Source organism: Microbacterium sp. Bi128, assembly GCF_918698205.1.
This window is the reverse complement of record NZ_CAKKMM010000072.1, coordinates 1-13732: the sequence shown is the minus strand read 5'-3', so window position 1 is coordinate 13732 and position 13732 is coordinate 1. Positions and strand designations below refer to the sequence as shown.

Annotated in this window: 12 protein-coding genes; 6 read left to right on the top strand and 6 right to left on the bottom strand. The window is 69.6% G+C overall.

Annotated elements, in window-relative coordinates; all coding sequences use genetic code 11:
- Nucleotides 1–1171 (top strand): DNA gyrase C-terminal beta-propeller domain-containing protein (locus tag LQV45_RS08100; protein WP_290370222.1); only part of this gene is annotated, 1171 nt, incomplete at its 5' end.
- 137 nt (nt 1172–1308) lie between these two features.
- On the opposite strand, the gene LQV45_RS08095 is transcribed toward LQV45_RS08100, so the two are convergent.
- Nucleotides 1309–3378 carry a type IIA DNA topoisomerase subunit B gene (locus LQV45_RS08095; RefSeq protein ID WP_374208162.1) on the bottom strand — a complete coding sequence of 690 codons (2070 nt, stop codon included), beginning with the start codon at nt 3376–3378 and terminating at the stop codon, nt 1309–1311.
- 164 nt (nt 3379–3542) lie between these two features.
- On the opposite strand from LQV45_RS08095, the gene LQV45_RS08090 reads away from it, so the two are divergent.
- Nucleotides 3543–3764, top strand: a complete 222-nt coding sequence (locus tag LQV45_RS08090; RefSeq protein ID WP_138172553.1) for a hypothetical protein — start codon at nt 3543–3545, stop codon at nt 3762–3764.
- 33 nt (nt 3765–3797) lie between these two features.
- On the opposite strand, the gene LQV45_RS08085 is transcribed toward LQV45_RS08090, so the two are convergent.
- Nucleotides 3798–4856 (bottom strand): alanine racemase, encoded by a 1059-nt coding sequence (locus LQV45_RS08085; protein ID WP_230006545.1) that lies wholly within the window; start codon nt 4854–4856, stop codon nt 3798–3800.
- Nucleotides 4853–5446 carry an alanine racemase C-terminal domain-containing protein gene (locus tag LQV45_RS08080; RefSeq protein WP_230006544.1) on the bottom strand — a complete coding sequence of 198 codons (594 nt, stop codon included), beginning with the start codon at nt 5444–5446 and terminating at the stop codon, nt 4853–4855. Before LQV45_RS08080 ends, LQV45_RS08085 begins: the two co-directional genes overlap by 4 nt.
- 97 nt (nt 5447–5543) lie before the next feature.
- Between LQV45_RS08080 and LQV45_RS08075 the strand changes: the two genes are divergently transcribed.
- Nucleotides 5544–6566: a sugar-transfer associated ATP-grasp domain-containing protein gene (locus LQV45_RS08075; RefSeq protein WP_230006543.1), complete on the top strand. Its 1023-nt coding sequence runs from the start codon at nt 5544–5546 to the stop codon at nt 6564–6566.
- Nucleotides 6567–6897: 331 nt separating this feature from the next.
- Here LQV45_RS08075 and LQV45_RS08070 read toward each other — a convergent pair whose 3' ends face one another.
- From LQV45_RS08070 to LQV45_RS08060, 3 genes are all read right to left on the bottom strand, one after another.
- Nucleotides 6898–7596 carry a coenzyme F420-0:L-glutamate ligase gene (locus tag LQV45_RS08070; RefSeq protein WP_138172549.1) on the bottom strand — a complete coding sequence of 233 codons (699 nt, stop codon included), beginning with the start codon at nt 7594–7596 and terminating at the stop codon, nt 6898–6900.
- Complete coding sequence (locus LQV45_RS08065) at nt 7593–8906, bottom strand: RNA polymerase sigma factor (RefSeq protein ID WP_138172548.1); 1314 nt, start codon at nt 8904–8906, stop codon at nt 7593–7595. Before LQV45_RS08065 ends, LQV45_RS08070 begins: the two co-directional genes overlap by 4 nt.
- A 270-nt stretch (nt 8907–9176) precedes the next feature.
- Nucleotides 9177–10103, bottom strand: coding sequence for a proteasome assembly chaperone family protein (locus LQV45_RS08060; RefSeq protein WP_230006542.1), 927 nt, complete (start codon nt 10101–10103; stop codon nt 9177–9179).
- Between the two features lie 118 nt (nt 10104–10221).
- Here LQV45_RS08060 and LQV45_RS08055 point away from each other — a divergent pair, with 118 nt between their 5' ends.
- The 3 genes from LQV45_RS08055 to LQV45_RS08045 all read left to right on the top strand — a co-directional run.
- The gene (locus tag LQV45_RS08055) at nt 10222–11688 is read left to right on the top strand and encodes a leucyl aminopeptidase (RefSeq protein ID WP_230006541.1); all 1467 of its coding nucleotides are present in this window, start codon (nt 10222–10224) and stop codon (nt 11686–11688) included.
- Complete coding sequence (gene lpdA, locus LQV45_RS08050) at nt 11685–13058, top strand: dihydrolipoyl dehydrogenase (RefSeq protein WP_230006540.1); 1374 nt, start codon at nt 11685–11687, stop codon at nt 13056–13058. Before LQV45_RS08055 ends, lpdA begins: the two co-directional genes overlap by 4 nt.
- 54 nt (nt 13059–13112) lie before the next feature.
- Nucleotides 13113–13732: biotin/lipoyl-containing protein (locus tag LQV45_RS08045; RefSeq protein ID WP_290370221.1), on the top strand; the 620-nt coding region annotated here is incomplete at its 3' end.

Genomic DNA, 13732 nt, shown 5'->3' with positions numbered 1-13732 from the left:
CATCCTCGAGCTCCGCTTGCGGCGCCTGACGAAGTTCTCCCGCATCGAGCTCGAAGCCGAGCGCGATCAACTGCAGGCCGAGATCGATCAGCTCGTCGAGTTGCTCGGCAGCGAGACCCTCTTGCGCGCGCAAGTCGCGATCGAGCTCGAGGCAGCGGCCGAGGCGTACGGCACGCCCCGCCGCACGATGCTGCTCAACGGCGGTCCGGTGCAGCCCCGGTCGGCCAAGGCGGCGGCAGCCGCCGACCTGCAGATCGCCGACGCCCCGTGTCGCGTGTTCCTCTCGGCCACCGGGCGGATGGTGCGCGCCGAGCTCACCGCGGATGCTCCCGGCGGTGGGGTCGTGCCGCCCACGCGCCGGGCCAAGCACGATGCGATCCGCTCCTCGGTCGACACCACGACCCGGGGCGACATCGGCGCGGTGACCTCGACCGGACGTCTCGTGCGCTTCTCCCCCGTCGACCTCCCCTCGGTGCCGGGCAACGCCGTCCAGGTGGCCGCGGGCACCAAGGTCGAGCAGTACCTGACGCTCGGCAAGGGCGAGCAGGTCGTCGCCCTCGTGCCGTTGATCGATGGTCCGCCGATCGCTCTCGGCACAGCCCACGGCATCGTGAAGCGCGTCGCGGCCACCGAACTCGGAACGAAGCCCGAGATCGAGATCATCGCTCTGCGCGACGGCGACCGGGTCGTCGGTGCCGCCCCGGCTTCGGACGCCGCAGAACTGGTCTTCGTGGCCAGCGACGCGCAGCTCCTGCGGTTCGACGCCTCGTCCGTGCGGCCGCAAGGGCGCTCGGCCGGCGGCATGTCCGGCATCCGGTTGTCCGACGGCGCGCACGTCATCGCCTTCGCGGTCGTCGGGGGCTCGGCGTTCGACGCGGTCGTGGTCACGGTGGCCGGTTCGTCGGCCGCTCTCACCGGTGCGGATGCCGGAAGCGCCAAGGTCTCGGCCTTCACGGAGTTCCCGGCGAAGGGGCGCGCGACCGGCGGCGTGCGGGCACAGCGTCTGCTGCGCGGCGAGGACGCGCTCGTCCTGGCATGGATCGGGTCCGACCCCCGCGCGGTCGGCGCGGACGGTGCCGTACGAACGCTGCCCGAACCCGGAGCCAAGCGCGACGCCTCGGGAACGCCTCTCGACGCGGTCGTCGGCGCGATCGGCACCGCGATCCGCTGAGTCGGCCCTGACGGGATCACCCGCTCGGGGCGCGCCTCGACTCGGCGTGGTCCCCCGCCGCGGCGGGCGGTCACACCGAGTTCGGGCCGTCACGCCGAGTCGGGCCGGCCCGAACGGCCTCGGCCGGAAGCCGCGGGTCAGACGTCGATGCGTTCGCGCGCCAGGCGGTCGCTGGAGTCCACGATGAACTCGCGGCGCGGGGCCACGTCGCTGCCCATCAGCAGGTCGAAGACCTTGGCGGCTTCCTCGATGTCGCGGACCTGCACGCGGCGCAGCGTGCGGCCGGCGCGGTCCATCGTGGTGGTCGCGAGCTGATCGGCATCCATCTCGCCCAAGCCCTTGTACCGCTGGATCGGCTCCTGCCAGCGCTTGTTGGACTTCTTGAGCTTCGCCAGCAGGGCGTGCAGCTCTTGCTCGCTGTAGGTGTAGATCGTCTCGTTGGGCTTGGAGCCCGGGTTCATCACGATCACCCGGTGCAACGGCGGGACCGCGGCGAAGACGCGCCCGGCCTCGACGAGCGGCCGCATGTAGCGGAAGAACAGTGTCAGCAGCAGCGTGCGGATGTGGGCGCCGTCGACGTCGGCGTCGCTCATCAGGATGATCTTGCCGTAGCGGGCCGCGTCGAGGTCGAACGAACGACCGGAGCCGGCCCCGATCACCTGGATGATCGACGCGCATTCGGCGTTGGACAGCATGTCGCTGATGGACGCCTTCTGCGTGTTGAGGATCTTGCCGCGGATCGGGAGGAGTGCCTGGTAGGCGCTGTTGCGCGCGTCGCGCGCCGTCCCGAGCGCCGAGTTGCCCTCGACGATGAAGAGCTCGGAGTCGGCGACGTCGTTCGAGCGGCAGTCGACGAGCTTCGACGGGAGCGACGAGGACTCGAGGGCGTTCTTGCGACGCTGGGTCTCTTTGTGGGTGCGCGCGGAGATGCGCGCCTTCATCTCGGAGACGACCTTCTCGAGCAGCAGCGCCGTCTGCGCCTTGTCGTCGCGCTTGGGCGAGGCGAAGCGGGCGGCGAGTTCTTTCGTGACCACCTGTGCGACGATCTGGCGCACAGCCGGGGTGCCGAGCACCTCTTTGGTCTGTCCCTCGAACTGCGGTTCGGGGAGGCGCACCGTCAACACGGCGGTGAGCCCGGCGAGGAGGTCGTCCTTCTCGATCTTGTCGTTGCCGACCTTGAGCTTGCGGGCGTTCTGCTCGACCTGCGTCCGGAGGATCTTCATGAGCCCCTGCTCGAAGCCCTGCTGGTGCGTGCCGCCCTTGGGCGTGGCGATGATGTTGACGAACGACCGCGTCGTGGTCTCGTAGCCCGTGCCCCAGCGCACGGCGACGTCGACCTCGCAGGCGCGCTCGACGTCGGTCGGCACCATCGACCCGCCGGGCTGGAGCACCGGGACGGTCTCGGTGAAGGTGCCCGTGCCGGTCAAGCGCCACGTGTCGGTGATCGCGCTGTCGGGGGCCAGGAAGTCGGCGAACTCCGAGATGCCGCCGTCGAAGCGGTAGCTCGTCTCGACGGACTCGTCGCCCCGTTGGTCGGCGATGACGATCTCGAGACCGGGGACGAGGAACGCCGTCTGACGGGCGCGCTGCACGAGCTCGTCGAAACCGAACGCGGCATCCTTCGTGAAGATCTGGCGGTCGGCCCAGTACCGGATGCGGGTGCCGGTCACGCCGCGCGGAGCCTTGCCGACGACGCGGAGCTCGCTGCTGCGCTCGAACGGCGTGAAGGTCGAGTCGGGGCCGTCGCCGGCGAACACACCCGGCTCACCCCGGTGGAACGACATCGCGTAGGTCTTGCCGCTGCGGTCGACTTCCACGTCGAGACGCTCGGACAGCGCGTTGACCACCGACGCGCCGACGCCGTGAAGGCCGCCGGAGGCCGCGTACGAGCCGCCGCCGAACTTGCCGCCGGCGTGGAGCTTCGTGAAGACGACCTCGACGCCGGTGAGTCCGGTGCGCGGTTCGACGTCGACCGGGATGCCGCGGGCGCGGTCACGCACTTCGACACTGCCGTCGCTGTGGAGGACGATCTCGATCCGCGAGCCGTGCCCGCCGAGCGCCTCGTCGACGGAGTTGTCGATGATCTCCCACAGGCAGTGCATGAGGCCACGGGAATCGGTGGAACCGATGTACATGCCCGGGCGCTTGCGTACCGCTTCGAGGCCCTCGAGGACCTGGAGATGATGGGCGGAATACTCGGACGTCACGATCTCCCAGCGTAATCGGGGGCCCCGACATCGGCTTGCAGACACACGGCCCCGCGGGGCCGACGTACGCGCACAGCGAAATGTCAGGCCCACGCGGCATAAGGGAAACATCCCCGTGGTTCTATTGACAGACTCGCCCAACGACCACGAGGAGGGCACCCGAGATGACCACTACGACCGCACCCGAAGCGTCCGTCGTTCTCGACCACCGCCTGACGGCGGCAGATCGCTGCGACTCCTGTGGGGCGCAGGCCTACATCGCCGCCGAGGTCAACGGCAGCGAACTCCTCTTCTGCGCCCACCACGGACGCAAGTACGAAGAGAAGCTCCGCAGCATCGCGACGTCGTGGCACGACGAGACCGCTCGTCTCAACGCCGCCGACTGACCAGACTCATCCGAACGGGCCTCGCGCCGCTCCTTACCGAGCGGGACGAGGCCCGTTCGACGTGTAGCGGCGGGTGACGGCGGGCGAGACCCGCAGAGCGACCTCCTCGCCGATCGTGTCGATCAGCTCCGCCAGATCGGTCGCGGATGCCGCTCCCCCGCGCCCGAACACCGTCACCTCGTCGCCGATCGCGGCATCCTGCCATCCTTCGACCACCGCGGAGGTGGCGTCGATGGAGAGCATTCGGCGCGGGCCCGCGGGGGTGCGGACGGAGAATCGCCCCGACAGCGACGAGGGAACACCCAGGAGAGAGCCGAGGTCCACGCGCACCGTGTCGTCGATGACGGCGGTCACCGTGCCGACGAGGGCAGCGATCGGCTCGATCCCCAGCTCCGACTCCGCCGGTCCGCCGGCGGGGCGGATGCCGTACGAGAACGCCCCCACCCGCACGAGGTCTTCACGGAACGGCGCGCGGGCGAACCCCGCGGCGCTGGCGGCCAGGTGCGAGTAGCGCGGCGTGAGCCCCGCGGCGACGGCAGATTCCCGCGCTGCCAGGAAGATCGCGCGCGCGTCGTCGTCGTCGGCATCCGAGGCCTCGGCGATGTGCGACCACAGGCCCTCGAACCGGGCGTGGCCGGCATCCACCAGCCCGGACAGGCGCTCCAACGCCGCGTCCCAGCGTTCGGGACGGATGCCGTTGCGGTGCAGGCCCGTGTCGATCTTGAGGTGCACGCGCGCCGGTGCAGGCGGCACGGGGAGGGCTGCGAGGTCGTCGAGCAGGGACTCGTCGCCGATGCCGAGGTCAAGATCCGCCGCGATGCCGTCCGCGAGGTCGTCGGGACCGCCCAGCAGCCAGACGAAGATCCGGGCGTCGGGTCCGGCGACGGCGCGGACCGCTCGGCCGGTCACCACGTCGAAGGCGCCGAACCACCGGACGCCCTCGGCGGTCGCCCGCTGCACGATCGCCTCGAGTCCGTGCGCGTAGGCGTCGTCCTTGACGACGAGCATGTGCTCGGCGGGCGCGATGGCTTCTCGGACCCGGGCGAGATTGCGCGCGAAGGCGTCGAGGTCGACCCGGTACGCGGCGGTCATGCGCTCACCGTCCGTTCCGCACGCGCACCGATGGCCGCGACGATTTCGCCCGCGCCCCAGCCCGTGGCATCCATCCACTCCCGGAGCGACGGCTGACCCGACTCGGGGTCGCCGAAGAAGACCACGTCGGCACCGCGGACGGGCCGCGCGGTGTCGACGTCGACGACGCAGACGTCCATCGCGACACGGCCGACGATTCGATGACGGCGCCCGTCGATCGCGACGTCGACGGCGTTGCCGAGGGACCGCACGACGCCCTGCGCGTAGCCGCCCGTGACGAGGGCGACCGTCGTGTCGCGCGGGGCGCGGTGCGTGTAGCCGTAGGACACGCCCTCGCCCGCCCGCAGCGGCTTCGTGCCGAGCACGCGGCCGTGCAGCGACAGCACGGGCCGTGCCCGCGGATCACCGTCGGGCAGCCCGAACAGGGTCGCCGCGTCGAGGGAACGGGCGTCGACGCCCAGCGTCGAGAGGACGGATGCCACCCACTCGGCGCCGTGGCCCCACGCGTCGACGGCGAGGACGTCGTCGGCGGGCCCGACGGGTGCGAGCAGGGCGTTCGCGCGCAGCGCCGACTCCGACAGACGGGCCACCGGAGCCACTCCTCGGCCGGCGCCGGCACGGACGGAAGGCGCGGAGGTCACGGCATCTAGACTATCCGGGTCCCCCGTTCCCGACCCCGGAGCCTCAATGCCTCAGCAGGGTTTCTCCCCCGTCACCCGTCTGCGCTACCTCGCCGGACGCGCCCGCCGCATCGACGTCGGGTCGGTGGTCGAGCGAGCGAAAGAGGCCTCCGCGCAGCACGGCAAGGCCCTGCCGCTGGTCGTCGCCGACATGCTGTACCAGGCGGGCGTGAAGAACGTCGGTTTCCAGGACTACATCGACTACGACTTCGCGATCCTCAGCCCGGCGGAGCGCGCGACGTACATGACGCACCCGGTGTCGAACCAGATCTCGCAGAAGTTCGACCACCCCGACTATCGCTACATCTTCCAGGACAAGGTCGAGTTCGATCGCCGGTTCAGCGAGTTCCTCCGCCGCGACTGGATGATCGTCGAGCAGGGCAACGTCGACGAGCTCCGCGCTTTCACCGAGCGTCTCGGAACGATCGTGACGAAGGAGCCCGTCGGACAAGCCGGCACCGGTGTGCACCGGTATCACGCCGCCGAGGTCGAGGACTGGGCGGAGTTCCACCGCGGACTGCTCGAGCGCGGCGAGATCCTGGTCGAAGAGGTCATCCGCCAGCACGACGACCTCGCCGCCGTCTGCCCCGGCACCGTCAACACCACGCGTGTCACGGCGTTCTTCGACGGGGAGAAGACGCACATCCTGGCCATGGCGCAGAAGTTCGGCCGCGGAGCGGTGAGCGACCAGATGACCTTCGGCGGCTTCTACACGATGCTCGACGAGAACGGCCACGCCCTCGGCGCCGGCTACGACTCGCACGGGCACGTGCACGAGAACCACCCCGACTCCGGGGCCCGCATCGGCGACTTCCAGCTGCCGATGATCGACGAGGTGAAGGCGTTCGTCGACCAGGTCGCCCGCGTCGTCCCGCAGGTGCAGTACGTCGGCTGGGACATCGTCGTCGGCCCTGAGGGTCCCGTGCTCGTCGAGGGCAACTGGGGCGCCGGCGTCTACGAGAACAAGCCCAGCGTCACCGGCATCCGCACCGGCCACAAGCCCCGTTACCAGGCCGCGATCGGCTTCTGACGACCGGATGCCATGAGGCCCGCCGTCGCGCGGGTCGCACAACTCCTGCATACCCGCGCCTGAAAGCCGATCGGCGTGGTTGCGACGGATTTCTGCAGGAGTTGTGCGGTTCCGGGGTTGTTCTGCGATGGCAGCCGCGCGGGAGTGCCCCGGCCTCGTCCTCGCGCTCGGTCGTGTCGGGCGCTCCGGCCGGGCTCGGGCACAACTCCTGCGTACCTGCGCCAGCGTGCCACTCCGAGCGGCGGCAGACTGATCCTGCCGGAGTTGTGCGCTACCGGATGCCGAGAAGGCCCGCCCTCGATGAGAGAGCGGGCCTTCCGTGTGGTCGGTGTCAGGCGGGGCGGACGATGCCGAGCGGCGTCGACTCGTGGCCCTGGCCGAGCGGATTGTCCTTCAGGATCGCGACGAGGCGCTTCTCGCCGGCCTTGTCCATGGTGGACCCGAGGATGTTGCCGCCCAGGTCGTTGATGTCGACGACCGCGACCTGCAGGTCGACGCCGAGCAGCGACTTCAGGTGCGCGGCGACCTCGCGAGGACGCTCCGGGCCCAGGACGACGGCCTGGTTGTACGGAGGGATCGTGCCCTTGGTGGGGCCGTCGATCGCGCGGGCCTTGTCGCCCGCGATGCGGTAGAAGTCCCCCTTGCGACCGAACGCCTTGGTCACGGCCGAGACGGCCGCGGCGAACAGGATGCGAGGGGTGCCGCACTCGCGCAACGCCATCTCCATCGTCTCGGGCATGCCGAGACCGATGCCGTAGGGCGTGCGGGTGACGTACTTCGACAGGAAGAGCGCCAGCTTGCGGGGCTTGATCGTGTCGAGCTTGAACGAGCGGCCCTGCGTGATCGCGACGATCTTCTCGGTGACGAACAGCAGGTCGCCCGGCTGCACGGCATCCTTCGCGTACTCGAGGATGAAGGCGTCGAGGTCGTCGCCCGGCATGACGACCCGCGTGCGGATCGGGATGCGGGCGTACGACGTGCCCTCGACGGTGACGGTGAGCGCCTTGCCGGCGTTGGCCTGCCCGCTCACTCGAGGTAGTCCCGGAGCGACTGCGAACGGCTGGGGTGTCGGAGCTTGGCCATCGTCTTCGACTCGATCTGGCGGATGCGCTCGCGCGTGACGCCGAACGTGTCGCCGATCTGGTCGAGGGTCTTGGGCTGGCCGTCCCCCAGGCCGAAGCGCATACGGATGACACCCGCCTCGCGCTCGCTGAGCGAGTCCAGGAGCGACTCGAGCTGGCGCTGCAGCATCGTGAAGCCCACGGCGTCGGCCGGCACGACCGCCTCGGTGTCCTCGATGAGGTCACCGAACTCGCTGTCGCCGTCCTCGCCGAGCGGGGTGTGCAGCGAGATGGGCTCGCGCCCGTACTTCTGCACCTCGATGACCTTCTCGGGGGTCATGTCGAGTTCGCGGCTCAGTTCTTCGGGCGTGGGTTCGCGACCGAGGTCCTGCAGCATCTGACGCTGGACACGGGCGAGCTTGTTGATGACCTCGACCATGTGCACCGGGATGCGGATGGTGCGGGCCTGGTCGGCCATGGCACGCGTGATCGCCTGACGGATCCACCACGTGGCGTACGTGGAGAACTTGAAGCCCTTCGTGTAGTCGAACTTCTCGACCGCACGGATCAGACCGAGGTTGCCCTCCTGGATCAGGTCGAGGAACTGCATGCCGCGGCCGGTGTAGCGCTTGGCGAGCGAGACGACCAGACGCAGGTTCGCGCCGAGGAGGTGGCTCTTGGCTCGCTGACCGTCGCGGGCGACCCACTGCAGGTCGAGACCGAGCTGACTCGTCTTCTCTGCCGCGGACATGTTCGACAGCTTCTCTTCGGCGAAGAGGCCCGCCTCGATGCGCATGGCGAGCTCGACCTCTTCGGCCGCGTTCAGCAGCGGGACTTTACCGATCTGCTTGAGGTAGTCCTTGACCGGGTCGGCGGTGGCGCCGGTGATCTGCGCCGAGTAGACAGGGACGTCGTCCTCGTCGCTCGAGGAGATGACGATCGCACCGGTCGGGAGGGCCTCGGTGGGCGTCGCCGGGGTCTCGTCGTCGTCGTCGCTGTCGTCGTCGGACTTCTTGGCCGCGGGCTTCGCCGAGTCCTCGGACTCGTCGTCGGAGTCGTCGGCGACCTCGATCTCTTCGTCGATGTCCTCCTCGACGTCGTCCTCATCGAGGTCGTCGTCGGCGCCGGCCTTGGTCTTTGCCTTGGCGGGAGCGGCCTTGGCCTTGGCGGGGGCCTTCTTGGCCGCGGTCTTCTTCGACGCGGTCGTGGGCTCCTCTGCGGTGTCGAGGTCTGTGTCCTTCGCACTGCGGGAGCGGGTCTTGGTGTTCGTGCCTGCCACGTTTCGCCTTTCACCGGGAACGCGCGTTGCACGGCCGCCGGTCGTTCTCGGACACTAGTAAGACCCTTGTCAAGTCCCATCCTGTGGAGCGGGCTCCGGGATCGGCCGACAACGGGTCAGGTTCTTCATTGTCTCACATTCCCGGTGCGGGACTTGACGTGCACCGGGCATCTGTGCGTAGACAACCACCGCGCGCCGCGACGTATTCCTCCGGTGGAGACGGAAAGCGTCGGATGCGGCCCGTGGACGCACTGCGGGATTCGCTCCGGCTCAGCCGAGCCGACCGCGGCGGTCGTCGTCGCCGGGCCGCGTGGCGAGGAATCGCTCGAGTTCCGCGGCGAGTTCGTCGGCGCTGGGCAGATCCCCGGTGTGGATGATCGGGGTCGCCGAGGTCGAGCCGGCCATGTAGGCGTCGTACCGCTCTTCCAGGCCCTGCAGCATGCGGGTCAGTTCGTCGCTGCCCTCGACCTGCTCGGTGACCTTGGTGAGGAACTCACGATTCTCTTCGCGCAGCACCTCGCCCGAGAACACCAGGCCCGTCGCCACCGTGAGACTGTCGAGGCCGGCCAATGCGGCGGCCGGGTATTCGGTGTCGCCGAGGTAGTGGGGAACGAGAAGGGCGAATCCGGACACCTTGGCGCCCGCCTCCGCGAACCGGTATTCGATGAGGTGCCCCACGGTGGACGGGACGTGCGTGTGAGGCCGCCACACCGAGTGCGCCTCGGCGAGGTCGCTGCGAGTCCCGCTGACGGTCGTTCCGATCGGACGCGTGTGCGGCACCGGCATGGGGATCGCGTGAACCCACGTCACGGACGACACCTGCAGCCCCGCGCTGATCTCGACGACGCTCTCGACGAAGGCGTCCCAGAGGAAATCGGGCTCGTAGCCGGCCAGAAGGAGGAACGGGTGACCGAGGGAGTCGTGGGCGAGCGAGAGCTCGAGCTTCGGCGGCCGGTAGTCGGTCAGGTGGTCTTCGACGAAGGTGATGAGAGGCCGGCGCGCGCGGTAGTCGAGCAGCATGTCGTTCTCGAACACGACCACGGGGTGAGGCTCGAGGTCGTCGCGGAAGTACTCCACCAGACGTGTCACGGCACCGCCCGCGTCGGTGAAGCCGGTCAGGGCGATCACCAGCGGCAGCCCCGACGGCACGGGCGGCGCGGCGGGAGCGCGGTCGTACAACGGTGCGGGATACGGCATGTCCCCACTCTACGAGCCGCCCCGGACACGGCGGCGGTGGAGCGTCCCGCTTCTAGCGAACAGCCGCCGCCCGGGGTGTCCCGCTTCGCCCGCAAGTCGCGAACCTAGGATGGAACCCATGCCCTTCCCCTCCGTGACGCACACCGACAGCTCCGTCCTCGAGTCCGACGCCGATGCGATCCTCCTCGTGGTCGCGAAGTCCGACGGAGCGACCTCCGACCCGCAGGGATGGGATGGTCTGGGCGCGTCGCTGAAGTCCGTCGGGTTCACGGGCGCGTCGGGGTCGTTCCAGCGCGTGCACGTCCCCGGTGTCTCTCTTCCCGTCGCCGTCGTCGGCGCCGGTGCGAGTCCGGATGCCGCTGCCCTCCGCGACGCCGTCGGAACGGGACTTCGTCAGCTCACCGGTTTCGACCACGTCGCGGTGCAGTCGCTCGTCGAGGCCGGGTGGAGCACGCTCGCCGAGGGTGCCGCCCTGGGCGGATACCGCTTCGCCGGCTACAAGAGCGAGGCGCCGAAGGCCCGCGCGACCCGAGTGACGGTCCACACGGCCGCAGCGCCCTCCGAGGCCGATCAGACCGCCGTAGCGGCGGTCGCCAGCGCCGTTGCGCTCGTGAAGGACCTCGTGACGACCCCCGCCGAGTGGCTCGGACCGGCCGACTTCGCCGACGCCGCCGTCGAGGCCGTAAAGGGTCTCCCCGTAGAGGTGAAGGTGCTCGACGAGCAAGCCCTTCGTGACGGCGGCTACGGAGGCATCCTGGGCGTCGGCCAGGGATCCGACCGCCCGCCCCGCGTCGTGCACCTCCAGTACTCCCCCACCGGTGCGGAGCGCCACGTCGCTCTCGTCGGCAAGGGCATCACTTTCGACACCGGCGGGCTGTCGCTCAAGCCCGCGTCGTCCATGGTGGGCATGAAGTACGACATGTGCGGCGCTGCGACCGTGCTCGCGGTGCTGCGAGCGGCGGCAGAGATGCAGCTTCCCGTCCGTGTCAGTGCCTGGTTGTGCATCGCGGACAACATGCCGTCGGGCCGCGCGACCCGTCCCGGTGACGTGCTGCGCATGCTCGACGGCAGCACCGTCGAAGTGCTCAACACCGACGCCGAAGGCCGCCTGGTGCTTGCCGACGGCCTCGTCGCCGCGAGCCGCGAGAACCCCGACCTCATCGTCGACGTGGCCACTCTCACCGGCGCCATCACCGTCGCTCTCGGGAACCGGCACACGGGTGTGATGGGCGAGGACGAAGCGGTCGCCGAGTACCTCGCTGCCGCGGGACGCGTGTCCGAGCTGGCCTGGCAGCTGCCGCTGCCCGCCCACATGGTCGATGAGCTGGACTCCCCCATCGCCGACTTGCAGAACGCGAAGATCGGCGACCCCGCGGGCGGCTCGCTCTTCGCCGGCCTGTTCCTCCGACACTTCGTCGGACGCGTGTCCGACGAGGCCGACGCTCCTCGCATCCCCTGGGTGCACCTCGATATCGCGGGTGTCGGCATGAACAAGGGCGCGCCGTATGGCTTCACCGACAAGGGCGTGACCGGCGCCACCGTGCGCTCGCTCGTGGAGTTGATCTCGGCGGGGAGCGTCCGGTGACCGAGTACCGCGCCGACGTGGTCGTGCTGGGCGGGGGTAGCGGCGGATATGCCGCCGCGCTTCGACTGGCGGAACTGGGCAAAGACGTCGTTCTCGTCGAGAAGGACAAGCTCGGCGGGACGTGCTTGCACCGCGGGTGCATCCCCACGAAGGCGCTTCTCCACGCCGCCGAGGTCGCCGACGCCGCGCGTGGGGCCGCGGAGATCGGGGTGCAGGCGTCGTTCGACGGTATCGACCCCGCTCGCGTGCGCTCCTACCGTGAGGGCATCGTCGCGAAGAAGTTCAAGGGCCTCGAGGGGCTCATCTCGGCGCGCGGCATCCGTGTGGTCCGCGGCGAGGGGACGCTCGAAGCGGGTCCGGCCGTGCGCGTGGGAGACGACGTGTACCGCGGGACCGATGTGATCCTCGCGACCGGATCGTACAGTCGCAGCCTCCCGGGTCTCGAGATCGGGGGTCGGATCCTGACGAGTGAGCAGGCTCTCGACCTCGAGGTCGTTCCCGACCGTGTCGTGGTGCTGGGCGGCGGTGTCATCGGTGTCGAGTTCGCGAGCGTGTGGCGCTCGTTCGGCGTCGAGGTCACGATCGTCGAGGCGCTTCCCCATCTGCTCCCCGCCGAGGACGTCTCGTCGAGCAAGGCGCTCGAGCGGGCTTTCCGCAAGCGCGGCATCGCCTTCCAGCTCGGGCGACGGTTCTCGTCCGTCGCCGAGCGCGCGGACGGTCTGACCGTCTCGCTCGACGACGGCACCACCCTGGAGGCCGACTACGTGCTCGTCGCCGTCGGACGTGGTCCCGCCACCTCGGGCATGGGCTTCGAGGAGGCCGGTGTCCGTTTGGAGCGCGGCTTCGTCTCGACAGACGAACGACTGCGGACCACCGCTGCGCACGTGTGGGCCGTCGGCGACATCGTCGTGGGTCTGCAACTCGCCCACCGCGGATTCCAGCAGGGCATCTTCGTGGCGGAGGAGATCGCCGGTCTCGCGCCGGTTCTGGTGCCCGACGTCGATGTCCCCCGGGTGGCCTATTCGCACCCCGAAGTCGCCTCGGTAGGGCTCACCGAGGCCCAGGCTCAGGAACGTTTCGGCTCGGACGCCGTCCAGGCGTACGAGTACAACCTCGCGGGCAACGGGCGCAGCGAGATCATCGGTACCTCCGGCATCGTGAAGATCATCCGGCGGGTCGATGGGCCCATCGTCGGAGCGCACCTCGTCGGCGATCGCGTCGGCGAGTTGATCACCGAGGCGCAACTCGCCGTCGGATGGGAGGCGCACCCGGAAGACATCGCGCCCTTCGTCCATGCCCACCCCACCCAGAGTGAAGCGTTGGGCGAGGCGTTCCTCGCGCTCGCCGGCAAACCGCTGCACGCACTCTGATCCCCCAGCCGTCACTAAGCTAGACACCGCATCCGGTACGAAGGAGACATATCCATGAGCACTTCCGTCGTCCTCCCCGCTCTCGGCGAGAGCGTGACCGAGGGAACGGTCACCCGCTGGCTCAAGCAGGTCGGTGACACCGTCCAGGAGGACGAAGGTCTGTTGGAGATCTCGACCGACAAGGTCGACACCGAGATCCCCTCGCCCGTCTCGGGCGTGATCGAAGAGATCCTCGTCCAGGAGGACGAGACCGTCGAGGTCGGCGCGATCCTCGCGAAGATCGGTGATGGCTCCGGCAGCTCGTCGTCCGACGACGCGCCCGAAGCGGCTCCTGCCGAAGAGGCTCCGGCCGCCGAAGAGCAGACCCCCGCCCAGCCCGCCGCGGAGTCCGCTCCCGCCGAAGCTGCTCCCGCCGAGCAGCCCGCACCGGCGTCGTCCGGTTCGGACGACTCGACCGAGGTGAAGCTGCCCGAGCTCGGTGAGAGCGTCACCGAGGGCACGATCACCCGCTGGCTCAAGGCCGTCGGCGACGACGTCGCCGTGGACGAGCCGCTGCTGGAGATCTCGACCGACAAGGTCGACACCGAGATCCCCTCGCCCGTCGCCGGCACGCTGCAGGAGATCCTCGTCCAGGAGGACGAGACGGTCGCCGTGGGCTCTGCCCTCGCCCGCAT

Excerpts from the sequence above, each read along its gene's own strand:
- LQV45_RS08090 (WP_138172553.1), top strand. The coding sequence starts at position 3,543 with ATGACCACTACGACCGCACCCGAAGCGTCCGTCGTTCTCGACCACCGC.
- LQV45_RS08085 (WP_230006545.1), bottom strand. The coding sequence starts at position 4,856 with ATGACCGCCGCGTACCGGGTCGACCTCGACGCCTTCGCGCGCAATCTC.
- LQV45_RS08075 (WP_230006543.1), top strand. The coding sequence starts at position 5,544 with ATGCCTCAGCAGGGTTTCTCCCCCGTCACCCGTCTGCGCTACCTCGCC.
- LQV45_RS08060 (WP_230006542.1), bottom strand. The coding sequence starts at position 10,103 with ATGCCGTATCCCGCACCGTTGTACGACCGCGCTCCCGCCGCGCCGCCC.
- LQV45_RS08055 (WP_230006541.1), top strand. The coding sequence starts at position 10,222 with ATGCCCTTCCCCTCCGTGACGCACACCGACAGCTCCGTCCTCGAGTCC.